Raw genomic sequence first — 23,151 nt, 5'->3', positions numbered from 1 at the left:
TCGTACCGCTACAGCACCTTGGACAGGAACGACTGCGTCCGCTCGTGCTGCGGGTTGGTCAGGACGTCGCGCGGGTTGCCGGACTCGACGACCACACCGCCGTCCATGAAGACCAGGCTGTCGCCCACCTCGCGGGCGAAGCCCATCTCGTGGGTGACGACGATCATCGTCATGCCGGACTCGGCGAGGTCGCGCATGACGTCGAGCACGTCACCGACCAGCTCCGGGTCCAGGGCCGAGGTCGGCTCGTCGAAGAGCATCAGCTTCGGGTCCATGGCCAGGGCCCGGGCGATGGCGACGCGCTGCTGCTGGCCGCCGGAGAGCTGCGAGGGGTAGCTGCCCGCCTTGTCGGCCAGGCCCACCCGCTCCAGGAGCTGACCGGCGCGCTCCCGGGCCGCGGCCCTGCTCGCGCCCTTGACCTGGATCGGCGCCTCGACGATGTTCTCCAGCGCCGTCATGTGCGGGAACAGGTTGAAGCGCTGGAAGACCATGCCGATGTCCCGGCGCTTCAGCGCGACCTCGCTGTCCTTGAGCTCGTACAGCTTGTCGCCCTTCTGGCGGTAGCCGACCAGCTCCCCGTCGACGTACAGCCGCCCGGCGTTGACCTTCTCCAGGTGGTTGATGCACCGCAGGAAGGTCGACTTGCCGGAGCCGGAGGGGCCGATGAGGCAGAAGACCTCGCCGGACTTCACCTCCAGGTCGATGCCCTTGAGGACCTCGACCGGACCGAAGGACTTGTGCACGCCCTCGGCCTTGACCATCGGGACGCCGGTGTCGCGCACGGGCGCCGCTGCTTTCTGCTCGGTCATGCCGTGGCTCCCTTCCTGCTGAACACGGGTGCCAGGTTGGTCCTGATCCGCTGCCACGGCGTCGGCGGCAGGCTGCGGCTGGAGCCGCGGGCGTAGTACCGCTCGATGTAGTACTGCCCCACGCTCAGCACCGAGGTGAGGATCAGGTACCAGGCGGCGGCCAGGAACAGCATCTCCACCGGGGCGCCGGAGGTCTGGCCGATGTCCTGGGCGTAGCGCAGGAGTTCGTAGAACTGCACCGCCGAGACCAGCGAGGTGGTCTTCAGCATGTTGATGACCTCGTTGCCCGTGGGCGGCACGATCACGCGCATCGCCTGCGGGATGACGATCCGGCGCAGGGTCTTGCCGTGGCTCATGCCCAAGGCGTGCGAGGCCTCGGTCTGGCCCTCGTCGACCGAGAGCAGACCGGCCCGGCAGATCTCCGCCATGTACGCGGCCTCGTTGAGGCCGAGGCCGAGCAACGCCGTCAGGAGCGGCGTCATGAAGTCCGACCAGTAGTTCTTGTAGATCGGGCCGAGGTTGATGTACTCGAAGACCAGACCCAGGTTGAACCAGACGAAGAGCTGGACCAGGACCGGGGTGCCCCGGAAGAACCAGATGTAGAACCAGGCGATGGACGAGGTCACGGGGTTCTTCGACAGCCGCATGACGGCGAGCAGGATGCCACCGACGATGCCGATCACCATCGACAGCACCGTCAGGAGCATCGTCTGGCCGACGCCCTTGATGATGCGGTGGTCGAAGAAGTAGTCCGGAACGGCGTTCCAGTTGATCTTGCCCTGGCCGAACGCGTAGATGATCGCGACCAGGAGGGCGATCGCGATGACGGCCGAGATGTACCGCCCGTAGTGCCGGACCGGGACGGCCTTGATGGCCTCCGGTCCGGCCGGGGGAGTGTCCTGCGGCTCCGCCGTCTTGTCGATGTCAGCAGTCACGGGGATTGCCTCTCAGTGTCCGCGGGCCGCGGTCACTTGCCGCCGTTGACGGCGGCGGCCGTGACGGCGCCGTCGGCGACGCCCCACTTCGTGATGATCTTGTCGTACTCGCCGTTCTTGATGATCGCGTCGAGCGCGGCCTGCAGGGCGTCCCGCAGCTGCGTGTTGTCCTTGGCGACCGCGATGCCGTACGGGGCGGCCTCGACCTGCTCGCCGACGATCTGGAAGTCCTTGCCGCCGCCCGAGGTCTTCACCGCGTACGCGGTGACCGGGAAGTCGGACGAACCGGCCTGGGCGCCGCCCGAGCGGACCCGGGTCTGGGCCTGCTGGTCGTTGTCGAAGGACTCGATCGACAGCTTCTTGCCGCTCGGACACTTCTTGGCCTCGGCCTTGGCGAGGTCCTCGGAGACCGTGCCGCGCTGCACCGCGATCTTCTTGCCGCACAGGTCGGCCCAGGTCTTGATGCCCTGGTCGTCGCCCTTCTTGGTGTAGATCGAGACACCGGCGGTGAAGTAGTCGACGAAGTCGACGCCCTCGCCGACCTTCTTGCCGGTCTCGGAGTCGACACCCTCCTGGCGGTCCTTGGTGTCGGTCATCGCGGACATGGCGATGTCGTAGCGCTTGGAGCGCAGACCCGTGATCAGGGTGTCGAAGGTGCCGTTCTCGAACTGGAACTTCACGCCGAGCTGCTTGCCCATGGCGTCCGCGAGGTCCGGGTCGATGCCGACCGTCTTGCCGGAGGAGTCCTTGAACTCGACCGGGGCGTAGGCGATGTCGGAGCCGACCTTGACGACCCCCTTGTCGCGGATCGCCTGGGGGAGCTTGGCGGCCAGCGGGGCCGAGCTGGTGGACGCGCTGCCGCTGTCGGAGCTGTCCTTGTCCTTGGTCTGGTCGCCGCAGCCGGCGAGCAGCAGAGTGCCTGCGACCGCGATCGCACCCACTGCGGCCAGGCGGTGGTGCGCGGCGGTGGTACGAAGCGTGGAGCGTGCGGTCATCTTGGGTTCCTCCGGCGGATGGGTTGATTTGCCGACAGGTCGACAGTGCCGTTGGGTCGACGAGAACACACGGCTTCGGGTGTCGCGACCTTGTGTGATTACGGCATCTTGCCATTCGGACTGAGCCGTTCAAGGTGCCAGCCATGTCAAAATCGGATAACGGGTGACCCCCGAACCGCGCCGGTTCGGTACGACATGTCCGGACCATCTGCGGGAATCCACTGTTCCGGCCGGAAGATCTTCGGCGCATCCCAGGATGCGGACCGGCGCCCCGAGGCGTTGATCACTGCTTAGGCGCCGGTCAGAGGCTTGTCGAGGACGTGTCCGCTTATTTCATGACGATTCTTGTCATCGAGATGTGACCTTCTCAACCCGCGATGTGACCTTGCGCCGAATGGACTCGTCCTCGGCGCGGGACGTCCGGTAAGAAGGTGCTTTACACCCCTCATCCGGGGCCCCGGGCGCGTGTGCGACGCGCCCGTCGCGTATGACCCGTACGCACCAATCACGTGGGCATGCGCGGTCCCGCCCACTTCTCACCCGAAGTGGCCCACCCTCAACCATTGAAGACTTAAGGGGTAAAACAAAGTGGCAGCGGAGATCGTCAATCCTCGCAGCGACAACAAGCCGGGACATAGCGACCAGGACGGCGGGGCCGAGCCCCTCGATTCCTTCGACCCGGCGTTCGCGCTCCACCGTGGCGGCAAGATGGCCGTGCAGGCCACCGTGCCGCTCCGGGACAAGGACGACCTGTCCCTGGCCTACACGCCCGGCGTCGCGCGCGTGTGCACCGCCATCGCCGAGCAGCCGGACCTGGTCAACGACTACACGTGGAAGTCGTCCGTGGTGGCCGTCGTCACCGACGGCACGGCGGTGCTCGGCCTCGGCGACATCGGCCCGGAGGCCTCCCTCCCGGTGATGGAGGGCAAGGCCATCCTGTTCAAGCAGTTCGGCGGCGTGGACGCGGTGCCGATCGCGCTGGCCTGCACCGGCGTCGACGAGATCGTCGAGACCGTGGTGCGCCTCGCCCCGTCCTTCGGTGGCATCAACCTGGAGGACATCTCGGCGCCCCGCTGCTTCGAGATCGAGCGCAAGCTCCAGGAGCGGCTCGACATCCCGGTCTTCCACGACGACCAGCACGGCACGGCGGTCGTGACGCTGGCCGCCCTGCGCAACGCTGCGCGGCTGAGCGGGCGGTCCATCGCGGATCTGCGGGCCGTCATCTCCGGCGCCGGCGCGGCCGGGGTCGCGATCGCGAGGATGCTGGTCGAGGCCGGTATCGGCGATGTCGCGGTCGCCGACCGCAAGGGCGTCGTCTCGGCCGACCGGGACGACCTGACCTCCGTCAAGCGCGAGGTGGCCGGCTTCACCAACAAGGCGGGCCTGACCGGCTCCCTGGAGGACGCCCTGTCCGGCGCCGACGTCTTCATCGGCGTCAGCGGCGGTACGGTCGCGGAGGCGGCCGTCGCCTCCATGGCGAAGGGCGCGTTCGTGTTCGCCATGGCCAACCCGGACCCCGAGGTGCACCCCGACGTCGCGCACAAGTACGCGGCGGTCGTGGCGACCGGGCGGTCCGACTTCCCGAACCAGATCAACAACGTGCTGGCGTTCCCGGGTATCTTCGCCGGCGCGCTGCAGGTTCGGGCCTCTCGGATCACGGAGGGGATGAAGATCGCGGCGGCGGAGGCGTTGGCGGGTGTCGTTGGCGATGACCTCGCCGCGGATTACGTGATCCCGTCGCCGTTCGACGAGCGGGTTGCCCCGGCGGTGACCTCGGCGGTGGCTGCGGCTGCTCGGGCCGAGGGCGTTGCCCGTCGCTGACGGTTCGGTTGTGCGGGCCGGTGGGGGTGCGCGTCCTGGGGGCTGCGCCCCCAGACCCCCATCGGCCTGCGGCCTCGTCCTCAAACGCCGGACGGGCTGAAGAAGGCCAAGCCAGGCCGGCTGAGAAGGAACGCCGGACGGGCTGAAAAATCCCAAGCGCTGGTCGGCGTTCATGGCAAGAGGGCGTGTGTCACAGCGCCCATCGGTTCCCCGCGCAACCGGCGGAGCCTATCGTCGACGCCATGTTCGCCGTCTACGCCGCCCGAATCGACCGCGACCAACCGCTCGCCGGACTGGAGTCGGGGGACCGACCCGCCCCCGAGGCCCGTCCCGGCTGGAGCACCGTCGATGTCAGGGCCGCCTCCCTCAACCACCACGATCTCTGGTCGCTCCGGGGCGTCGGACTCCCGGAGGACCGGCTGCCGATGATCCTCGGCTGTGACGCCGCCGGTGTCGACGCGGACGGCAACGAGGTCGTCCTGCACTCCGTTATCGGCCAGAGCGGTCACGGCGTCGGCCCGAAGGAACCCCGCTCCATCCTCACCGAGCGCTACCAGGGCACCTTCGCCGAGCAGGTCGCCGTCCCGACCTGGAACATCCTGCCCAAGCCGAAGGAACTCTCCTTCGCGGAGGCCGCCTGTCTGCCCACGGCCTGGCTCACGGCGTACCGCATGCTCTTCACCAACGCCGGTGTCCGCCCCGGCGACTCGGTCCTCGTCCAGGGCGCCGGCGGCGGGGTCGCGACCGCCGCGATCGTGCTCGGCAAGGCCGCGGGGCTGCGGGTCTTCGCCACCAGCCGGGACGAGGCCAAGCGGAAGCGGGCGCTGGAACTCGGCGCGGTCGAGGCGGTGGAGTCGGGCGCGCGGCTGCCGCAACGCGTGGACGCCGTCATCGAGACGGTCGGCGCGGCCACCTGGTCGCACTCGATCAAGTCCCTGCGTCCCGGCGGCACGGTCGTCATCTCCGGCGCGACGAGCGGCGACCGCCCCTCGCACGCCGAACTGACCCGCATCTTCTTCCTCGAACTCAAGGTCGTCGGCTCCACGATGGGCACCAAGGACGAGCTGGAGGACCTGCTCTCCTTCTGCGCCGCCACCGGCGTACGTCCCGTCATCGACGAGATCCTCCCGCTGGACCGCGCCCGCGAGGGCTTCGAACGACTGGAGTCCGGCGACCAGTTCGGAAAGATCGTCCTCACGAACGGCTGACCCCACTCTTCGCCTCTTTTCTTCTCTGCGCCGACGGCCGACCTGTGGTTCACGACGGGTCGGCCGTCGGCGTTTGTCAACTGTGGTTGACAGGCGAGGGGTGTCAACGTAAGTTGACATCATGACCGAAGCAACGGATCTCGCCGAGCGCGCGGGCGATCGCGATCCACGGGTCGGCCTACGGGCCGTCAGCGCCCTGCGCCGCCTGCTGGAGCAGTTGGAGGCGGTACAGGTGCGCAACGCCCGCAATCAGGGCTGGTCGTGGCAGGAGATCGCCGCGGAACTCGGAGTGAGCAGGCAGGCCGTGCACAAGAAGTACGGGAGGCATTGATGTTCGAGCGGTTCACCAAGGACGCCCGCACGGTGGTCCAGGGCGCGGTGGAGCAGGCGGAACGGTCGGGGGCGCGGTCCGTGGACGCCGAGCACATACTGCTCGCGCTGCTGGACCGCGAAGGCAGCCGCGCGTCCTTCGCCCTGGCCGCGCTCGGCGTGACCGACCCCGAGCACAAGGAGTCCGTACGCCGGGCCCTGGCCGAGGCACGACGCCGGGCCGGCTTGTCCCAGGCCGAGGCGGAGGCCCTCGCCGGGCTGGGCATCGACGTCTCGGAGATCGTCGCCCGGGTCGAGGAGGTCCACGGAGTCGGGGCGATGTCCGGGGACCGGGGGAGCGGCGGTCGGGTGACCGGCGGTCGCGGGCCTGGAGGCCGTGGGTCCGGCAGCCGCGGGCTGGGGCGCCGGCCCTTCGAACGGGGCGCGAAGGACGTCCTCGTACGAGCACTGCGCGCCACCCTCGCCCACGGCGACCGGCACGTCGGCGACGAACATCTTCTCCTGGCCCTCACCGTCATGCCGGGCGTACCGGGCGAGGTGCTCGCCGATCACGGCGTGACGCACGAGTCGCTGTCGCGGGTGCTGTACGGAGCGGGTGCCGACGGCGGCGAGGCCAAGGCCGGCTGATCGGGCCGGGCGCCGGACAGCGGCGATCAGCGACGACCAGGGCTCGGCGAACAGGGCGGCGAAGATGTGGCCGTGGGGGTGTCAGGGATGGGTACTGGGGTTGGGCCTGCCGAGAATGACCTGGTCCTTCGAAGGAGAGCCCATGACTGCGTCCGAACCGGCGTCCGATCCGGTGTCCGAGACCGTATCCGTGTCCGAGCCCGTGCCGCTCGTCCTCTTCCCGGCGGACGGAGCCGTGCGGGACGCCGTGACCAAGGTGGGCGGGCAACCGGTGTGGCTGGCGGAGCCGCAGTGGCCGCTGTCCCGGGGGACCGGGCGACCGATGGAGTTCCTGGGGCAGTTCGCCCTGGCGGGCGGTCGGCTCGCGTACCTCTTCATGACCGGGAGCGGCAACGACTCCGTCGACGGCACCTTCGACCCTGAGGGCGGGGAGAACGCCCTCGTGATCCAACCCGACGGCCGCGTCCCTGAGTTCGTGACCGTCGAGGAGCGGGCCGAGGGGCCGAGCGCAGGCGCCGACCATCTGCCGGGTGCCGCCGCTGCCGAGGGGGACGGGGAGAGCCGTCGGCCCTGGCAGTTCCTCGGCGGACCCGGGGTCGAACCGCACTGGCTCCAGGGCGAGGAGCCTCCCGGCGACGACTGGTCCCTGGTCGTCCAGCTCGACTCCGGCAAACTGCCCTTCGACGTCGACTTCGGCGACTCGGGCGTCGGTTACGCCTTCCTCGCCCCGGACGGCAAGGAGGGCCGGTTCCTCTGGCAGTGCATGTGACTGGCGCGCTGTATGCGGCCGGCGGCGCATGCGGCTGGTGGCGCGTGTGACTGGCGCCGGCTGTGAGGGGCCGGCCGGGCGCACTGTGGGGTGCGCCTGGTGCCGTCCCGCTCGCCCGCTCGCCCGCTCGCTCAGGCCTTCGGCGTACGCAGTATCGCCCCGATGTGCGCCGCCGCCGTCGACAAGTGGCGGCGGGCATCGCGCAGTTGGTCGTCCGTGACCCCGTGATCCCGGGCCGCGTCGCGGATGTCGTCCCGGAAGCGGTCGAGCAACCGGTCGAGGTCACGCGCCGCGTCACCGGTCGTCGAGTCGTCGTGCGCCCAGCTCGGCTCGAACTCGGCCGGGAAGTCCTCAGGCGTCTGCGAGTAGTCGGGCTGCGTGCCGGAAGCGTCCGCACCCGCACCGGTGGTACCAGCGCCGGCGCCCGCTCCCGCGCCACCCCGCCCGAACCCGAAGTCCTTCCCGAACTCCTTGCCGAAGTCCTTCCCGAACTCGCCGAACTCCTTGGCCAGTTCGGTCAGCCCCTCGCGCACCCCGGTCGGCCAGTCGCCCCGCGAGAAGTGGTCCTGCACCTGCTCCTGGACCCGCTTGCCGATGCGCTGCAACTCCTCCTGCGCCTGGGCCCGGGCCCGCTCCTGCGCCTCCTTGGCCTGGCGCCGGGCCCGCTGGGCCTCGTCACGGGCCCGCCGGCTCTCGTCCTTGGCCCGCCGGGCCTGTTCCTTCCACTCCTGCTTGACCCGCCGCATCTCCTCCTTGGCGACGCGCCAGGACTCCTTGTCGGTGAAGTCCCCGAAGTCGCCCGCGGGACCGGCGTGTTCGCCATCCCCGCGGCTCCTGGCGCCGGCACCGCTGCGGGCCTCGCTCGCCGCGGCCCGCATCTCGCGCCGCAGATCGCCCGCCGCGCCGCGCACATCGGCGCGGATCTCGGCGGCCAGCTCGGCCACCGACTCGCGGATCTCCAGCTCCAGGTCGGCCAGTTCGCCGCTGCGGTCGGCGAGTTCGGCGCGGCCCGCGTCGGTGATGGCGTACACCTTGCGGCCGCCCTCGGTGGTGTGGGTGACCAGGCCCTCCGCCTCCAGCTTGGCGAGACGGGGGTAGACGGTGCCCGCCGACGGCGCGTACAGCCCCTGGAACCGTTCTTCGAGGAGGCGGATCACCTCGTAGCCGTGGCGCGGGGCCTCGTCCAACAGCTTGAGCAGGTAGAGGCGCAGGCGGCCGTGGGCGAAGACGGGGGGCATGTCAGAGCACCTTCTTGTCGGTCGTACCGTCGGTCGGGGCGTCACTCGTGCCGTCGCCCGGGCCGGAAACGGAATTGTCCCCCGAGTTGCTGTCAGGTTCGGCCGACGGGTCGATGTCGTCGGTGGCGTCCGTGCTGTCGTGCTTGGTCAGCAGGTCGGCGTCCCGGGCCGCGTCGCCGGAGCTCGGAGCCGCATCCGGAACCTCAGCCTCGAAGTCGTCGACCTTCGCCTCGAAGTCGTCCGGCGTCGAGTCCCAGGGCCCGTCCTCAGGCCCGTCCTCCGTCGGAGGTCGCCGCAGCAGGGCGATGGAGCCCGAGACGGTGGTCGCTTTCAGGCGGCCGCTGCCCGAACCGAGCCGGCCGGTGATCCGCTTGGCGCCCCACTGGCCGCTCACCCGCAGGTCCTCGAAGGCGTTGGAGACCGAGCCGCTCGCGGTGTTGGCCTCCACCTCCGCGTCCGCCGGGTGCGGCAGCCGGATGGCGATCTCGCCGGAGACGCTCGTCAGGCTGACGTCGGTCGGGCGACCGGCCGGGTCGAGGTCGACGATCATCGAGCCGCTCACCGACTCCGCCTTGACGGAGGAGCCCGCGCCCTCGACGACGGTCAGATCACCGGAGACGGAGTTGAAACGGAGGTCGCCGCTGAGGGCCTGCGCCTCCACGTTCCCCGAGACGGTGTCCGCGCGGACCGGGCCGGTGAGCCGTACCAGCGTGGTGTCGCCGGTGACCCCCTTGACCTCCGCGCGCCCGTCGAGCCCGGAGACCACGGCCGCGGCGCCGACCACGCCCACCTCGACGCGGGTGTCCACCGGAACGGCCAGGGAGACGACGGCGGAGCGCCGCCAGCCCTTCCGGTCGAGCCACTTGAGGAAGCCCTTCCAGGGCAGATCCTCGTAGGCGACCGTGAGGGTGCCGTCCCGCTGGGTCACTGTCAGGGGAGGTCCCTCGATCCGGGAGACCTCCAGGCGGGCGGAACCTTCCTCGGTGCCCACCACGTTCACCGTTCCGTTGACGACTCGCACATGCAGCTCTCGCACGGGCTCATCGAACGTGAGCTTCCTCGGCTCTGCGACGGACCACTCGGACATGTTCCGGACCTCCCCGTCCTGACGCGCCATATCGCGTCTTCCGCTATTCACGATATATCGCGGTCGAGGAAAGTCAAGCCACTCGTTTGGGGGATATCGACCCCTAGGGGATGCCTTCGGGAGGGTCTAGGGAGGGCTCGGGGAGAGTCTGGGCGAGGTCTCGAAATGCCCCAGAGAGTGACCAGGCATGACAAATTGCCCTAGCGTGCGCGCATGCGTCGGCGCTTCGGAACGAACCGCTACTCGTCGTCCTCGTCGTCGTCCAACCGGGCCAGCCACGTCGCCAGCCGCTCCACCGGCACCTCGAAGTCCGGATTCAGATCGACGAACGTCCGCAGCTGCTCGGCGAGCCACTCGAAGGTGACTTCCTCCTCGCCGCGCCGCTTCTCCAGTTCTTCGATGCCACGGTCCGTGAAGTACATGGGTCAAGGATAAGTGGGCGGAAACGGCCGGGCCGCACCCCCGGATCGGGGGTGCGGCCCGGCCGCACGTGACAGCGGGTGGGGCTTACGCCTCGAACACCTCACGCACCAACTGCTCCTGCTCCGACTGGTGCCGCTTCGCGGAACCGACCGCCGGCGACGACCCGTGCGGACGCGAGATCCGCCGCAGTCGCTCGCCGTGAGGCACGTCCGCGCCGACCGCCAGGTCCAGGTGGTCGATCAGGTTGAGGGCGATGAACGGCCAGGCGCCCTGGTTGGCCGGCTCCTCCTGGGCCCACAGGTACTTCTCGACGTTCGGGTACTTGTTGACCTCCGCCTGGAGCTCCGCACCCGGCAGCGGGTACAGGCGCTCGACGCGGATGATCGCCACGTCCGTGATGCCGCGCTTGGTGCGCTCGGCCTCCAGGTCGTAGTACAGCTTGCCCGCGACGAAGACGACCTTGCGGACCGCGGCCGGGTCGACCGTCGAGTCGCCGATGACCGGGCGGAACTGACCCGACGTGAACTCCTCCGTCTTCGACGCGGCGGCCTTGAGGCGCAGCATCGACTTCGGGGTGAAGACCACCAGCGGCTTGTGGTGCGGGTTGTGCACCTGCCAGCGCAGGAGGTGGAAGTAGTTCGACGGGAGGGTCGGCATCGCGACCGTCATGTTGTTCTGGGCGCAGAGCTGGAGGAAGCGTTCCACGCGCGCGGACGAGTGGTCCGGGCCCTGGCCCTCGTAGCCGTGGGGGAGCAGGAGCGTGACGCCGGACGTCTGGCCCCACTTCTGCTCCGCCGCCGAGATGTACTCGTCGACCACCGTCTGCGCGCCGTTGACGAAGTCGCCGAACTGCGCCTCCCACATCACGAGCGCGTCGGGGCGGGCCAGCGAGTAGCCGTACTCGAAGCCCATGACCGCGTACTCGGACAGCAGGGAGTTGTAGACGTTGTAGCGCGCCTGCTCCTCCGCGAGGTACTGGAGCGGGGTGTACTCCGCGCCCGTCTCACGGTCGATCAGGACCGCGTGCCGCTGGCCGAAGGTGCCGCGCTGCGAGTCCTGGCCGGAGAGGCGGACCGGGGTGCCCTCCAGGAGAAGGGAGCCGACGGCGAGCGTCTCGCCCATGCCCCAGTCGATCGTCCCGTCCTCGACCATCGACGCCCGGCGCTGCAACTGCGGCAGCAGACGCGGGTGTACGTGGAAGTAGTCCGGGATGTTGACCTGGGACTCGGCGATCCGCTTGACGGTCTCCGCGGAGATCGCGGTGTTCACGGCGACCGGGAACTCCGCCTGCGGGTCCGAGATCGGGCCGGCGCTCGGCTGGGCCGTGACGGCCTCGCGGACCTCCGTGAAGACCTTCTCCAGCTGGCCCTGGTAGTCCTGGAGGGCCTGCTCGGCCTCTTCCAGGGTGATGTCGCCGCGACCGATGAGGGACTCGGTGTAGAGCTTGCGCACCGAGCGCTTCTTGTCGATCAGGTCGTACATCAGGGGCTGGGTGAAGGCCGGGTTGTCCGACTCGTTGTGACCGCGGCGGCGGTAGCAGATGAGGTCGATCACCACGTCCTTGTTGAACGCCTGACGGAACTCGAAGGCCAGGCGGGCCACACGGACCACGGCCTCCGGGTCGTCGCCGTTCACGTGGAAGATCGGGGCCTCGATCATGCGGGCCACGTCCGTCGCGTACATGGAGGAACGCGAGGACTCGGGGGCCGCGGTGAAGCCGACCTGGTTGTTGATGACGATGTGGACCGTGCCGCCGGTGCGGTAGCCGCGCAGCTGCGACATGTTCAGCGTCTCGGCGACCACGCCCTGGCCAGCGAAGGCCGCGTCACCGTGCAGGGCGACCGGCAGGACCGTGAAGTCCGTACCGCCCTTGTTGATGATGTCCTGCTGGGCGCGGGCGATGCCCTCGATGATCGGGTCGACCGTCTCCAGGTGGGAGGGGTTCGCGGCCAGCGAGACCTTGATCTGCTCGCCGTCCAGGCCCGTGAAGGTGCCGTTGGCGCCCAGGTGGTACTTGACGTCGCCGGAGCCGTGCATCGACTTCGGGTCGAGGTTGCCCTCGAACTCGCGGAAGATCTGCGCGTACGACTTGCCGACGATGTTCGCCAGGACGTTCAGGCGGCCGCGGTGGGCCATGCCGATGACGACCTCGTCCAGGCGGGACTCGGCGGCCGAGTCCAGCACCGCGTCGAGCAGCGGGATGACGGACTCGCCGCCCTCCAGGGAGAAGCGCTTCTGGCCGACGTACTTCGTCTGCAGGAAGGTCTCGAAGGCCTCCGCCGCGTTCAGGCGGCGCAGGATGCGCAGCTGCTCCTCGCGCTCCGGCTTGGTGTGCGAGCGCTCGATGCGGTCCTGGATCCACTTGCGCTGCTTGGGGTCCTGGATGTGCATGAACTCGATGCCGGTGGTGCGGCAGTACGAGTCGCGCAGCACGCCGAGGATGTCGCGCAGCTTCATCAGGGACTTGCCGGCGAAGCCGCCGACCGCGAACTCGCGCTCCAGGTCCCACAGGGTGAGCCCGTGCTCGGTGATGTCCAGGTCGGGGTGCTTGCGCTGGCGGTACTCCAGCGGGTCGGTGTCGGCCATGACGTGGCCGCGGACCCGGTAGGAGTGGATCAGCTCGAAGACGCGGGCGGCCTTGGTGACGTCGTCGTCGTGCGAGGCGTCGATGTCCTTGAGCCAGCGGACCGGCTCGTAGGGGATGCGCAGCGCCTCGAAGATGTCGTCGTAGAAGCCGTTCTCGCCGAGGAGGTAGTTGGCGACGACGCGCAGGAACTCGCCGGAGGCGGCGCCCTGGATGACCCGGTGGTCGTAGGTCGACGTGAGCGTCATGACCTTCGAGATGCCGAGCTTGTTCAGGGTGTCCTGGGAGGTGCCCTGGAACTCCGCCGGGTAGTCCATGGAGCCGACGCCCATGATGACCGACTGACCGGGCATCAGACGCGGCACCGAGTGGACCGTGCCGAGGCCGCCGGGGTTGGTCAGGGAGACCGTCACACCGGTGAAGTCGTCCATGCCCAGCTTGCCGTCACGCGCACGGCGGACGATGTCCTCGTAGGCCTGCCAGAACTCGAAGAAGTTCAGCGTCTCGGCCTTCTTGATGCCCGCGACGACCAGCTGGCGGTCGCCGTTGGGCTTCACCAGGTCGATGGCGAGGCCGAAGTTGATGTGCTCCGGCTTGACCAGGGTCGGCTTGCCGTCCTTCTCCGCGAAGGAGTAGTTCATCGACGGCATGGCCTTGATGGCCTGCACCATCGCGTACCCGATGAGGTGCGTGAAGGAGATCTTCCCGCCCCGGGCGCGCTTGAGGTGGTTGTTGATGACGATGCGGTTGTCGAAGAGCAGCTTCACCGGGACCGCGCGCACGGACGTGGCCGTGGGCACCTCCAGCGAGGCGTTCATGTTCTTCGCGACGGCGGCGGCGGGGCCGCGCAGCGTCACCAGCTCCGGGCCCTCGGCGGGCGCGGTCTGCGCGGCCGGCTTGGCCACCGCGGGCTTCGCCTGCGTCGGCGCGGGAGCCGTGGCCGGCTTCGCGGCCGGAGCCGCGGCGGGCGCAGCAGCCGCGGCTGCCGGCTTCGGGGCCGCGGGGGCCGGCGCGGGAACCGCCGGGGCGGCCGCGGCCGGCGCGCTGGGCGCCGCCGGAGCGGGAGCCGGAGCCTGATTCGTCGGGGTGGTCGCTACGGCCCCCGCGGCCGCAGTGCCCGCCGGAGCCGGGGCGGCAGCGGCGCCCGGCTTGTAATCGGCGAAGAAGTCCCACCAGGCTCGGTCCACCGAGTTCGGATCCTGGAGGTACTGCTGATAGATCTCGTCGACGAGCCACTCGTTGGGGCCGAACGCGGCAGCGGGGTTCTTCCCCGTTGCTTGGTCGGACTCGGTCGAGATGGTCGAGTTACTGGGGGACTGTGACGACACGGCGGCAACCGCCCTCTTCCGCTTCACAAGGTGATGGACAGCGGGAATTAAGGCTACGCCCCCATGACCGCGAAGGTCAGGCCGGGCCGGTTCATCGTCGTGTAAGTCACACCGGAAATCGTGTTTCGGGCCGTGAAATGGCGGGAAACAAGCGTGGTTCCGCTCTGGAACGAGGTGGCCGGAACGCGCGAACGCAGGCCCTGCGCACCGAACGGGCGGGCCTGTCGCAGATCACACGTGCCCGTCAGCGCGGACGCACCTGGATCTTGAAGTTCCGGATCGGACTTTACGTCAACTTGGTACGGAAGTCTCTCCCGGAAGGGTGACGAGGATCCGGCAACCCCGCTCGGATTCGGCCACTCCGATCCGGCCGCCGTGCAGATCCACGGCCCAACTGGCGATCGCCAGGCCCAGTCCCGTACCCCCGTCGCTGCCCGGGCCCTTGGAGGTGCCCGCGCCGCCCCGGTTGAAGCGTTCGAAGACCCGGTGCCACTCGGAGCGCGGGATGCCCGGACCCTCGTCGAGGACCTCCAGCTCCAGCGACTCCGGCAACGTCCCGCGCCGCGCCTTCACGACCACCCGGCCGTGCGCCGGGCTGTGCTTGACCGCGTTGTCGATGAGATTCGCCACGACCTGGTGGATCCGCTCCGGGTCCGCGTGCGCGGTCAGCTCCGGCGGCGAGACGTCGAGGTGCAGATGGACGTCGGTACGGGTGTGACTCCCGGAGCCCGACGCGATGCCCGCGCGCGCGGGCACGGCCATGTTGGCCTCCTTCAGCACGCCCGAGAGGTACGGCCACACCTCGAAACGCCGCTTGCGCAGCGGTACGACGCCGTTGTCCAGGCGGGACAGGTCGAGCAGCGTCTCCACCAGCCGCCCGAGGCGCTCCGTCTGCTTCAGGGCCGTGCGCATGGTCTCGGGGTCGGCGGGCGAGACACCGTCGACGATGTTCTCCAGGACCGCCCGCAGGCCGGCGATGGGCGTGCGCAGCTCGTGCGAGACGTTCGCCACCAGCTCCTTGCGCTGCCGGTCCTGGGCCTCCAGCTCGTCGGCCATGACGTTGATCGTCTGGGCCAGGTCACCGAGCTCGTCGCGCCGGTTCTCGCGCACCCGGCGGGTGTAGTCGCCGCGCGAGATGGACCGGGCGACCGTGTTCATGTCGTCCAGCGGGGCGGTGAGGGAATGGGCCACGAACTGCGTTATCAGCAGTGTGGCGATCATCGAGAAGACCGTGATGAAGCGGAGCTCCGTCTTGGTGTGCACCGCGATCATCGACAGACCGGTGGTGATCAGCACCGAGATGACGACGAGACCGCCGAGCTTGGTCTTGATCGAGAACGGGCGTACGCCGCCCCAGGGTTCCTCCCCGGGGCTCCTCCGTGCGGTCGGCCGCCCGTCGCTCATGGCGTCGGTGTCTCCAGCGCGTAGCCCACACCGTGCACCGTGCGGATCCGCTCGGCGCCGATCTTCCGGCGCAGCGCCTTGATGTGGCTGTCGACGGTCCGGGTGCCGGAGGCGTCCGCCCAGTCCCACACCTCGGCCAGCAACTGCTCACGGGAGAGCACCGCGCGCGGGGTGTTGGCCAGGCAGACCAGCAGGTCGAACTCGGTGGGAGTGAGGTGCACGTCCTCACTGCGCACCCGCACCCGGCGCTGCGCGTGGTCGATCTCCAGCTCGCCCAGGCGCAGGATGCCCGAGCGCGGGGTGGACGCGGCCACCACGGCCCGCTCCACCCGGCGCAGCAGGACGTGCACGCGCGCGGCCAGCTCGCGCATCGAGAACGGCTTGGTCATGTAGTCGTCGGCGCCGACCCCGAGCCCGACCAGCATGTCGGTCTCGTCGTCGCGCGCGGTCAGCATCAGCACCGGCACCGGGCGCTGGGCCTGCACGCGGCGGCAGACCTCCAGGCCGTCGAAGCCGGGCAGCATGATGTCGAGGATCAGCAGATCGGGCTGCCAGGCCTCGGCGGTGTCGACGGCCGACGGACCGTCGACCGCGGTCTGCACGACGAAACCTTCGGCGCGCAGACGGGCCGCGATAGCGTCGACGATGGTCGGGTCGTCCTCGACCACCAGCACCCGGCGCTGTGCGCCCGGGGTCGTCGCCGTGCTGCTGTGTGCGGTGTGTGTCTGCTCCATCGCCCGCCCCTGAGTTGCTTTCCGGAATCCGTGGGGTGATCCGTTGACTGCCCATGCCTGAGCATGCTTGCGATTGACGCTTGAATGATCCGCGCCAAGGCAGCAGGGTACGGGGAGTAACGGTGCCACGGCTATCCAGGTCGGACAGCGAGGTGCACGACGTCCGGAACTCCCCGGGCAACCGGGATCTCTTCGGTACGCACCCGTTGGAACCCGGCATTCCGCAGTGTTCCTTCAAATTCCGGAGAGGGCTGCGCCGACCACACCGCGAGCACCCCACCAGGCCTCAAAACCCTTGCGCAGCCTGCGAGTCCGGCCGCCGAGTAGAGCCCGTCATTGCCCTCGGTGACGGTCCAGCCCGGACCGTTGTCGATGTCCAGGCACAGCGCGTCATACGTGGCGCAAGTCTCATTGACGTGATCGAGCAGGTCGGTCTCGGTGATCCGGGTGCGCGGATCGGCGACCGCCTTGGTCGAAATACCGGACAACGGCCCGTCTAAATGCCAGTCCACGACGGCGTGCTCCCGCTCCACGACCGTGATGGCCCCCCAGCGCGGGTTCGCTGCCGCGTGTGCGAGCGAGAAGCCGACGCCCAGCCCGCCGATCAGCAGCTCCGGCCGCTCCCGATCGTCCAGCGCGCCGAGCGCCGCGTCGACCAGCAGCCGCTCCGAGCGGCCGTCCGAGGTGTCCATCAGGAAGCACCCGTTGGCGATGATCTGCAACAGCTCGCCGTGCCGACGCAGCACGACCTCGCCGTACGGCCCCTCGCGCCGGTCCAGGACCACTGGGCTGTCGTAGAAGGTGGTCATCGGCCCATCCTGCACGAACTCGGCTTGACGACCACGGGAATTAACGGTTGACCACCCGTGACCGGCGGACGTCCCGGAAGCCTGAGAGGTTCCTGAGAATCGCCTCCCGCGTGGCGTCGGTCATAGACAGAGACCCTGGGGGCGTCGAAGGCTGGAGGTGAAACGGAAGGAGCGCCTCACCGTGGAACCCGCCACCCCGACCGACGCGAAGGCCTCCGGCCTGCTGGACGGAGTACCGAGGCAGCGGAGCCGCTGTGCCGCGTCCACCGGTGATGTGGACGGGACGCCGGTACCGATATCCCCGGCGAAGGCTCTTCGAGTCCCGCGCGTCTGGCGTCTCCTCCCCACCCCCACCGGCACACCGTTCACCTTCGGCTTCGCGATCGTCCTCGCCCTCACCTCACTCCTGGTCGCCGACGCGGCACCCTCTCTTGTGCACGCCCTGCACCAGGGCTCCAGCACGGACGTGGCCCACCTCGTACGGACCCCGATGCTGGTGCTGCTCACCAGCGCACTGTGGATCGCGGGCGGGATCGTCACGCCGTACGCCGTCCTCTTCCTGCTCGTCCTCACCGCGCTGGAGCGGCGGATAGGCGGGGCGCGTACGGCGGTCGTCTTCCTGACCGGCCACATCCTGGCGACCCTCGCGACGGAGGTCCCGGTGGGGCTCGCGGTGCTGGTCGGGCACCTGCCGGACAGCTCGCTGCACCGGATGGACTACGGCATCAGCTTCGGCGTCGCGACGTGTGTCGGGGCGCTGGCCGGACTGGTGTCCCCGTGGGTGCGGTGGCCGTTGGTGGTGCTGTTCGGCGGAATGCTGATCGAGGACCTGATCGAGTTCACGGATCCCCTGACGAACTGGGGGCACGTGTTCTCGCTCGCGATAGGGCTGGCGATGTGGCCGGTGGTTCGCCGGTGGCGGGTCGTTGGGCGCTCTACTGGGCTGCCGCGTGCTGTTGTCGGGCGGCTGCCGACGCGTCGTGGCTGATCGCGCAGTTCCCCGCGCCCCTTAGGTCGTGAACTTGGCGCTGGTCAGGAGGGCGGCGGTGGTCCAGCCGAGGTGCTCGTACAGTGCTCGTCCGTCGGGGGTGCCCGCGAGGACGCCGGTCCGGGCGCCTTGTTCGGCCGCGGTCGCCTGAAGGGTGCGTACTACGAGGCCCCCCAACCCCCTGCGGCGATGAGCCGGGGCCGTCTCCACCCTGTCCACCACGGCCGTCGGCCCGCTGACGCCGACCTGTCCGCGGGCCGCCAGGGCGCCGTCCGGGGCCGTCACCACTGCCTGGGTGACGGGGCCGCGGGTCCAGGTGCGCAGCCGGTAGCCGTCCGGCGCGGCCGGCGGTGCGTCCCGGGTCAGCGGTACGGACATCAGGAACCCCGGGTTCGGGTCGATCCACCACCCCGGGCCCAGCCACCCCTGTACCAGCGTCGGATCCGTGAACACCTTCAGCCAGACGCCGTACCCCGTCACGGAGTCCGCCACCTTCCGTACGACGGTCTCCTCGACGTCGTCGCCGATGTCCCCCAGCACCCTCCGGGAGACCTGCTCGACCTGCCCCACGTCGACGCTCCACCCCCACGGCTCCTCGACGGGCGGCGCGGCCCCGCGCGACAGAACCCATCCGCTCACCCAGGCGCGTACGAGGTCGTTCACAACATCCTCCGGTAAGGATTGATCGGGCCATCAGGGTATTACGTGATCCTGGATCGGCGACACCCCTCAAATGCAGCCCGGCACAAACCCAGCCCGTCCGGCGTTTGAGGACAAGGCCCCTTCAGGGCCGGCGCGGGGGTCCGGGGGCGGCGGCCCCCGGAAACGCCCAGCTCAACGCCGGTTTGCTCACAGCGAACAGTGGACCGGGAACATTGGCGGAGCCCCACGCATTGAGTCGGCATAGCTCAACTTGAATGCCGAAGGGGAGATCATGGCTTCGACGTCCACACCGCTCACCCTGCCCGTGCTGCCGCTCGACGGCGAGGTCGTGCTGCCCGGCATGGTGGTTCCGCTGGATCTGAACGACACCGATGTACGTGCCGCGGTGGAGGCCGCGCAGGCAGCCGCCCGGAACGAGCCCGGAAAGCCGCGGGTGCTGTTGGTTCCACGGATCGACGGGACCTACCCGAGCACCGGCGTGCTCGGCACCGTGGAGCAGGTCGGCCGGCTGGCCGACGGTGACCCGGGTGCCCTGATCCGCGCCCGCGGCAGGGTCCGGATCGGCGCCGGTACCACCGGACCGGGTGCCGCCCTGTGGGTCGAGGGCACCCGGATCGAGGAGACCGTGCCCGAGCCGCTGCCCGGTCACGTCACCGAACTTGTGAAGGAGTACAAGGCGCTCGCCACCGCCTGGCTGCGCAAGCGCGCCGCCTGGCAGGTCGTGGACCGCGTCCAGGCCATCGACGACGTGGGCCAGCTCGCCGACAACTCCGGTTACTCGCCGTTCCTCACCACCGATCAGAAGATCGAGCTGCTGGAGACCAGCGACCCGATCGCCCGCCTCAAGCTCGCCACCCAGCAGCTGCGCGACCACCTCGCCGAGCAGGACGTGGCCGAGACGATCGCCAAGGACGTCCAGGAGGGCGTCGACAAGCAGCAGCGCGAGTTCCTGCTCCGCCGCCAGCTGGAGGCGGTCCGCAAGGAGCTGCGCGATCTGAACGGCGAGCAGGAGGGCGAGGAGTCCGACGACTACCGCGCCCGCGTGGAGGCCGCCGACCTGCCCGAGAAGGTCCGTGAGGCCGCGCTCAAGGAGGTCGAGAAGCTGGAGCGGTCCAGTGACCAGTCCCCCGAGGGCTCCTGGATCCGCACCTGGCTGGACACGGTCCTCGAACTGCCGTGGAACGAGCGGACCGAGGACGAGTACGACATCCGGGGCGCCAAGGCGATCCTCGACGCCGAGCACTCCGGCCTGGAGGACGTGAAGGCGCGCATCACCGAGTACCTGGCGGTGCGCAAGCGCCGTACCGACCGCGGTCTGGGTGTCATCGGCGGTCGGCGCGGCGGTGCCGTCCTGGCCCTCGTCGGCCCGCCCGGCGTCGGCAAGACCTCGCTCGGCGAGTCCGTCGCGCACGCCATGGGCCGCAAGTTCGTCCGCGTCGCCCTCGGCGGCGTCCGCGACGAGGCGGAGGTCCGCGGTCACCGGCGTACATACGTCGGCGCGCTGCCCGGCCGGATCGTGCGGGCCATCAAGGAGGCCGGTTCGATGAACCCGGTCGTCCTGCTGGACGAGATCGACAAGGTCGGCTCGGACTTCCGCGGCGACCCCGCGGCGGCCCTCCTGGAGGTCCTGGACCCGGCGCAGAACCACACCTTCCGCGACCACTACCTGGAGGTCGAGCTCGACCTGAGCGACGTGGTCTTCCTGGCGACGGCCAACGTGCTCGAAGCCATCCCGGAGGCCCTCCTGGACCGGATGGAACTGGTCCGGCTCGACGGCTACACCGAGGACGAGAAGGTCGTCATCGCCCGCGACCACCTGCTCCCGCGCCAGCTGGAGCGGGCGGGTCTGAACGAGGACGAGGTGGTCATCGACGAGAGCGCCCTGCGCAAGCTCTCCGGCGAGTACACGCGCGAGGCGGGCGTCCGCACCCTGGAGCGCTCCATCGCACGGCTGCTCCGCAAGGTCGCGGCACAGCACGAACTCGGCGAGCGGAAGCTGCCGTTCACCGTCACGGACGAGGACCTGCGCGCCCTGATCGGCCGCCCGCACCACGTCCCGGAGTCGGCGCAGGACCCGGCCGAGCGCCGTACGGCGGTCCCGGGTGTCGCCACCGGCCTCGCGGTCACCGGCGCCGGCGGAGACGTCCTGTTCGTCGAGGCGTCCCTCGCGGACCCGGAGACGGGCGCGGCGGGCCTGACCCTCACCGGTCAGCTGGGCGACGTGATGAAGGAGTCGGCGCAGATCGCGCTGTCCTTCCTGCGCTCGCACGGAGCCGAACTGGAACTGCCGGTCGCGGACCTGAAGGACCGCGGCGTGCACATCCACTTCCCGGCGGGCGCGGTCCCCAAGGACGGCCCGAGCGCCGGCGTCACCATGACGACGGCCCTGGCGTCGCTCCTGTCGGGGCGCCTGGTCCGCACGGACGTGGCCATGACGGGCGAGGTCTCGCTGACCGGCCGGGTGCTCCCGATCGGCGGCGTCAAGCAGAAGCTGCTGGCCGCGCACCGGGCGGGCGTCACCACCGTCATCATCCCCAAGCGCAACGAACCCGATCTGGACGACGTCCCCGCGGAGGTCCTGGACAAGCTCGACGTCCACGCCGTGACCGACGTCCGCCAGGTCCTGGAACTGGCCCTGTCGCCGGCCACCAACGGCGCGGAGACGGAGTCGGAGGTTCCGGTGGCGGCGTGACGGACGCCAACGGATAGGGGAAGGCCCGGGTCCCGTGAGGGAGGCCCGGGCCTTTTTCTTACGCCCTGTCTCATGTCCTGTCCGCTGTCCTGTCCGCTGTGCTGTCCGTGTCAGCCGTTGGCAAGGGCCACGACCCGGTCCAGCGCCCCGTTGAACTTGTCGTGGTCGCCCACGGTCGGTCCGGACGAGGTGTACTGCCACATCGTGTAGTAGCTCCACCCGGCCGGCAGCGTCCCCGGGGCGGTGGCGTACCGGGCGATCCACAGCGGGTTGGCGGTGGCGAAGCCGGCGTAGTCGCCGGTGCACTGGGTCCACCAGCTGGTGGCGGTGTAGATGACGGCGTCACGGCCCGTGCGGGCCTTGTAGGTGTTCAGGAAGTCGGCGATCCAGCTGACCATCGCGGCGGCGGTCTTGCCGTAGCAGGCGGCGCCGTAGGGGTTCCACTCGATGTCGAGGACGCCGGGCAGGGTCCTGCCGTCCCGGGACCAGGCGCCGCCGTGGTCGGCGAAGTAGTTGGCCTGGGTGGCGCCGCTGGTGGTGTCGGGGGTGGCGAAGTGGTACCCGCCGCGGATCATGCCGACGTCGTAGGAGCCGTTGTACTGCTGGGCGAAGTACGGGTTCGTGTAGTACGTGCCTTCCGTCGCCTTGGTGTACGCCCACCGGACCCCGCTGCTCCACAGGGTCGCCCAGGCGACGTTGCCCTGGTAGCCGGAGACGTCGACGCCCTCGGTCTGGGTGGCGTCACCGGGAACCGGCGTGCCGGCGCTGCCGTCGTGGGAGAGGACGCCGATGCCCATCCGGGCGGAGCCCCGGGCGGGGGTGTCGGCGGCGGAGGCCGGGACGGCGAGGACGAGGGTGAGGGCGGCGAGCAGGAGTCCGGTGAGGAAGGTGAGGAGGGTGGGGGAGAGGTGTCCGGGGCGGGCCGATCCGGGTCTGTGCACGGGCATGGCGTGCCTCCGAGGGAGAGGTGGGGGGAACGGCCTCTGCTGGCGTGAGCATGCCAGTCAAGGTCTGGTGGAGACGCTACGCAGCTCGACGAGCAGGTGGGAAGAGGGGCCAGAGGCTGCCGTTGGTCTAGCCCTGCGAAATACTTGCCGAGCTGCGGCGACGACGGCGTTCGGCGGAAACTTTCAGGACCGGGAAACCCCGGGAACAGCGAGGCAGGGGCTGACGTGGACGACGGTACGAACGGTGACGAACACCGTGTGGAGGCACAGGTGACACCGAGCGGCGCGGACCAGGAGCACCTTTCCGCCCCGAGCGGCGCCGACCAGGAGTACCTCTCCCTGGAGCGCGAACTGACGGTCCTGCTCCGGCGCGCCCGGGCCAGCCAGGGCGAGATGGCCCGCGAGGTCCACCCCGACCTGGAGACCGCCGCGTACGGCCTCCTCGTACGCCTCGACGAGCGCGGCCGGCAGCGGGCGACCGAGCTGGCGGCCTACATCGGCGTCGGCAAGGCCACCATGTCCCGGCAGCTGCGCGCCCTGGAGGAGCTCGGCCTGATCGCCCGCGAACCCGACCCCGCCGACGGCCGCGCCTGGCTGGTCGACCTCACCGAGGAGGGCCGCGGCCGGGTGGCCAAGGTCCGCGACGCCCGCCGCGCCCGGTACGTCAGCCAGCTCGCCCACTGGGACCGGCGGGAGGTCTCCGAACTGGCCCGGCTGCTGGCGCAGTTGAACCGGCAGGTGGAGAAGTAGCGCCCGGAAT

General features: G+C 69.9%; 20 protein-coding genes. 8 read left to right on the top strand and 12 right to left on the bottom strand.

Translation table 11 applies throughout. The features are described from left to right. Positions 1-8 precede the first annotated feature (8 nt). The 3 genes from ACWD5F_RS39585 to ACWD5F_RS39575 are packed head-to-tail and all read right to left on the bottom strand — an operon-like array spanning position 9 to position 2,739. A complete protein-coding gene (locus ACWD5F_RS39585; RefSeq protein WP_401729739.1) occupies positions 9-761 on the bottom strand; it encodes an amino acid ABC transporter ATP-binding protein in 753 nt (250 codons plus the stop codon). Positions 762-805: 44 nt separating this feature from the next. Beyond that, positions 806-1,744, bottom strand: coding sequence for an amino acid ABC transporter permease (locus ACWD5F_RS39580; RefSeq protein WP_451261082.1), 939 nt, complete (start codon positions 1,742-1,744; stop codon positions 806-808). Positions 1,745-1,776: 32 nt separating this feature from the next. Next, positions 1,777-2,739, bottom strand: coding sequence for an ABC transporter substrate-binding protein (locus tag ACWD5F_RS39575; protein ID WP_451261081.1), 963 nt, complete (start codon positions 2,737-2,739; stop codon positions 1,777-1,779). 588 nt (positions 2,740-3,327) lie between these two features. Between ACWD5F_RS39575 and ACWD5F_RS39570 the strand changes: the two genes are divergently transcribed. From ACWD5F_RS39570 to ACWD5F_RS39550, 5 genes are all read left to right on the top strand, one after another. Continuing rightward, positions 3,328-4,560 (top strand): NAD(P)-dependent malic enzyme, encoded by a 1,233-nt coding sequence (locus ACWD5F_RS39570; protein WP_401729729.1) that lies wholly within the window; start codon positions 3,328-3,330, stop codon positions 4,558-4,560. 242 nt (positions 4,561-4,802) lie between these two features. Further along, a complete protein-coding gene (locus ACWD5F_RS39565; protein ID WP_401729731.1) occupies positions 4,803-5,768 on the top strand; it encodes a zinc-binding dehydrogenase in 966 nt (321 codons plus the stop codon). A gap of 121 nt (positions 5,769-5,889) precedes the next feature. After that, positions 5,890-6,099, top strand: coding sequence for a helix-turn-helix domain-containing protein (locus ACWD5F_RS39560; RefSeq protein ID WP_123997798.1), 210 nt, complete (start codon positions 5,890-5,892; stop codon positions 6,097-6,099). Further along, a complete protein-coding gene (locus ACWD5F_RS39555; protein WP_451261080.1) occupies positions 6,099-6,725 on the top strand; it encodes a Clp protease N-terminal domain-containing protein in 627 nt (208 codons plus the stop codon). The genes ACWD5F_RS39560 and ACWD5F_RS39555 overlap by 1 nt, the downstream gene beginning before the upstream one ends. A 142-nt stretch (positions 6,726-6,867) precedes the next feature. After that, positions 6,868-7,494 (top strand): hypothetical protein, encoded by a 627-nt coding sequence (locus tag ACWD5F_RS39550; RefSeq protein WP_451261079.1) that lies wholly within the window; start codon positions 6,868-6,870, stop codon positions 7,492-7,494. Between the two features lie 131 nt (positions 7,495-7,625). On the opposite strand, the gene ACWD5F_RS39545 is transcribed toward ACWD5F_RS39550, so the two are convergent. From ACWD5F_RS39545 to ACWD5F_RS39515, 7 genes are all read right to left on the bottom strand, one after another. Beyond that, complete coding sequence (locus tag ACWD5F_RS39545) at positions 7,626-8,732, bottom strand: helix-turn-helix transcriptional regulator (protein WP_451261078.1); 1,107 nt, start codon at positions 8,730-8,732, stop codon at positions 7,626-7,628. A gap of 1 nt (position 8,733) precedes the next feature. Beyond that, on the bottom strand, positions 8,734-9,819 hold the full coding sequence (locus ACWD5F_RS39540; protein WP_451261077.1) for a DUF4097 family beta strand repeat-containing protein: 1,086 nt from the start codon (positions 9,817-9,819) through the stop codon (positions 8,734-8,736). A 239-nt stretch (positions 9,820-10,058) separates the two neighbouring features. After that, the gene (locus tag ACWD5F_RS39535) at positions 10,059-10,241 is read right to left on the bottom strand and encodes a DUF6104 family protein (protein ID WP_019058231.1); all 183 of its coding nucleotides are present in this window, start codon (positions 10,239-10,241) and stop codon (positions 10,059-10,061) included. An 85-nt stretch (positions 10,242-10,326) separates the two neighbouring features. Continuing rightward, on the bottom strand, positions 10,327-14,154 hold the full coding sequence (locus tag ACWD5F_RS39530) for a multifunctional oxoglutarate decarboxylase/oxoglutarate dehydrogenase thiamine pyrophosphate-binding subunit/dihydrolipoyllysine-residue succinyltransferase subunit (protein WP_451261076.1): 3,828 nt from the start codon (positions 14,152-14,154) through the stop codon (positions 10,327-10,329). Between the two features lie 291 nt (positions 14,155-14,445). Beyond that, entirely contained in the window at positions 14,446-15,558 is a 1,113-nt protein-coding gene (locus tag ACWD5F_RS39525; protein WP_401728920.1) for a HAMP domain-containing sensor histidine kinase, read from the bottom strand. Then, positions 15,555-16,292, bottom strand: a complete 738-nt coding sequence (locus ACWD5F_RS39520; protein WP_401728919.1) for a response regulator transcription factor — start codon at positions 16,290-16,292, stop codon at positions 15,555-15,557. The genes ACWD5F_RS39525 and ACWD5F_RS39520 overlap by 4 nt, the downstream gene beginning before the upstream one ends. Before the next feature lie 131 nt (positions 16,293-16,423). After that, positions 16,424-17,101 (bottom strand): spermidine synthase, encoded by a 678-nt coding sequence (locus tag ACWD5F_RS39515; RefSeq protein WP_451261075.1) that lies wholly within the window; start codon positions 17,099-17,101, stop codon positions 16,424-16,426. Between the two features lie 181 nt (positions 17,102-17,282). Here ACWD5F_RS39515 and ACWD5F_RS39510 point away from each other — a divergent pair, with 181 nt between their 5' ends. After that, positions 17,283-18,089, top strand: coding sequence for a rhomboid-like protein (locus ACWD5F_RS39510; protein ID WP_451261074.1), 807 nt, complete (start codon positions 17,283-17,285; stop codon positions 18,087-18,089). Between the two features lie 21 nt (positions 18,090-18,110). Here ACWD5F_RS39510 and ACWD5F_RS39505 read toward each other — a convergent pair whose 3' ends face one another. Then, positions 18,111-18,752, bottom strand: a complete 642-nt coding sequence (locus ACWD5F_RS39505) for a GNAT family N-acetyltransferase (RefSeq protein ID WP_451261073.1) — start codon at positions 18,750-18,752, stop codon at positions 18,111-18,113. A 271-nt stretch (positions 18,753-19,023) separates the two neighbouring features. On the opposite strand from ACWD5F_RS39505, the gene lon reads away from it, so the two are divergent. Then, positions 19,024-21,444 (top strand): endopeptidase La, encoded by a 2,421-nt coding sequence (gene lon, locus ACWD5F_RS39500; RefSeq protein WP_123997786.1) that lies wholly within the window; start codon positions 19,024-19,026, stop codon positions 21,442-21,444. A 110-nt stretch (positions 21,445-21,554) separates the two neighbouring features. Here lon and ACWD5F_RS39495 read toward each other — a convergent pair whose 3' ends face one another. After that, positions 21,555-22,391, bottom strand: a complete 837-nt coding sequence (locus ACWD5F_RS39495; protein WP_451261072.1) for a lysozyme — start codon at positions 22,389-22,391, stop codon at positions 21,555-21,557. Positions 22,392-22,661: 270 nt separating this feature from the next. Between ACWD5F_RS39495 and ACWD5F_RS39490 the strand changes: the two genes are divergently transcribed. After that, the gene (locus tag ACWD5F_RS39490; protein ID WP_451261171.1) at positions 22,662-23,141 is read left to right on the top strand and encodes a MarR family winged helix-turn-helix transcriptional regulator; all 480 of its coding nucleotides are present in this window, start codon (positions 22,662-22,664) and stop codon (positions 23,139-23,141) included. Positions 23,142-23,151 lie beyond the last annotated feature (10 nt).

This window comes from Streptomyces sp. NPDC002499 (genome assembly GCF_053595415.1).
Note: the sequence above shows the minus strand (reverse complement) of the source record. Positions and strands in the feature narration are given on the sequence as shown.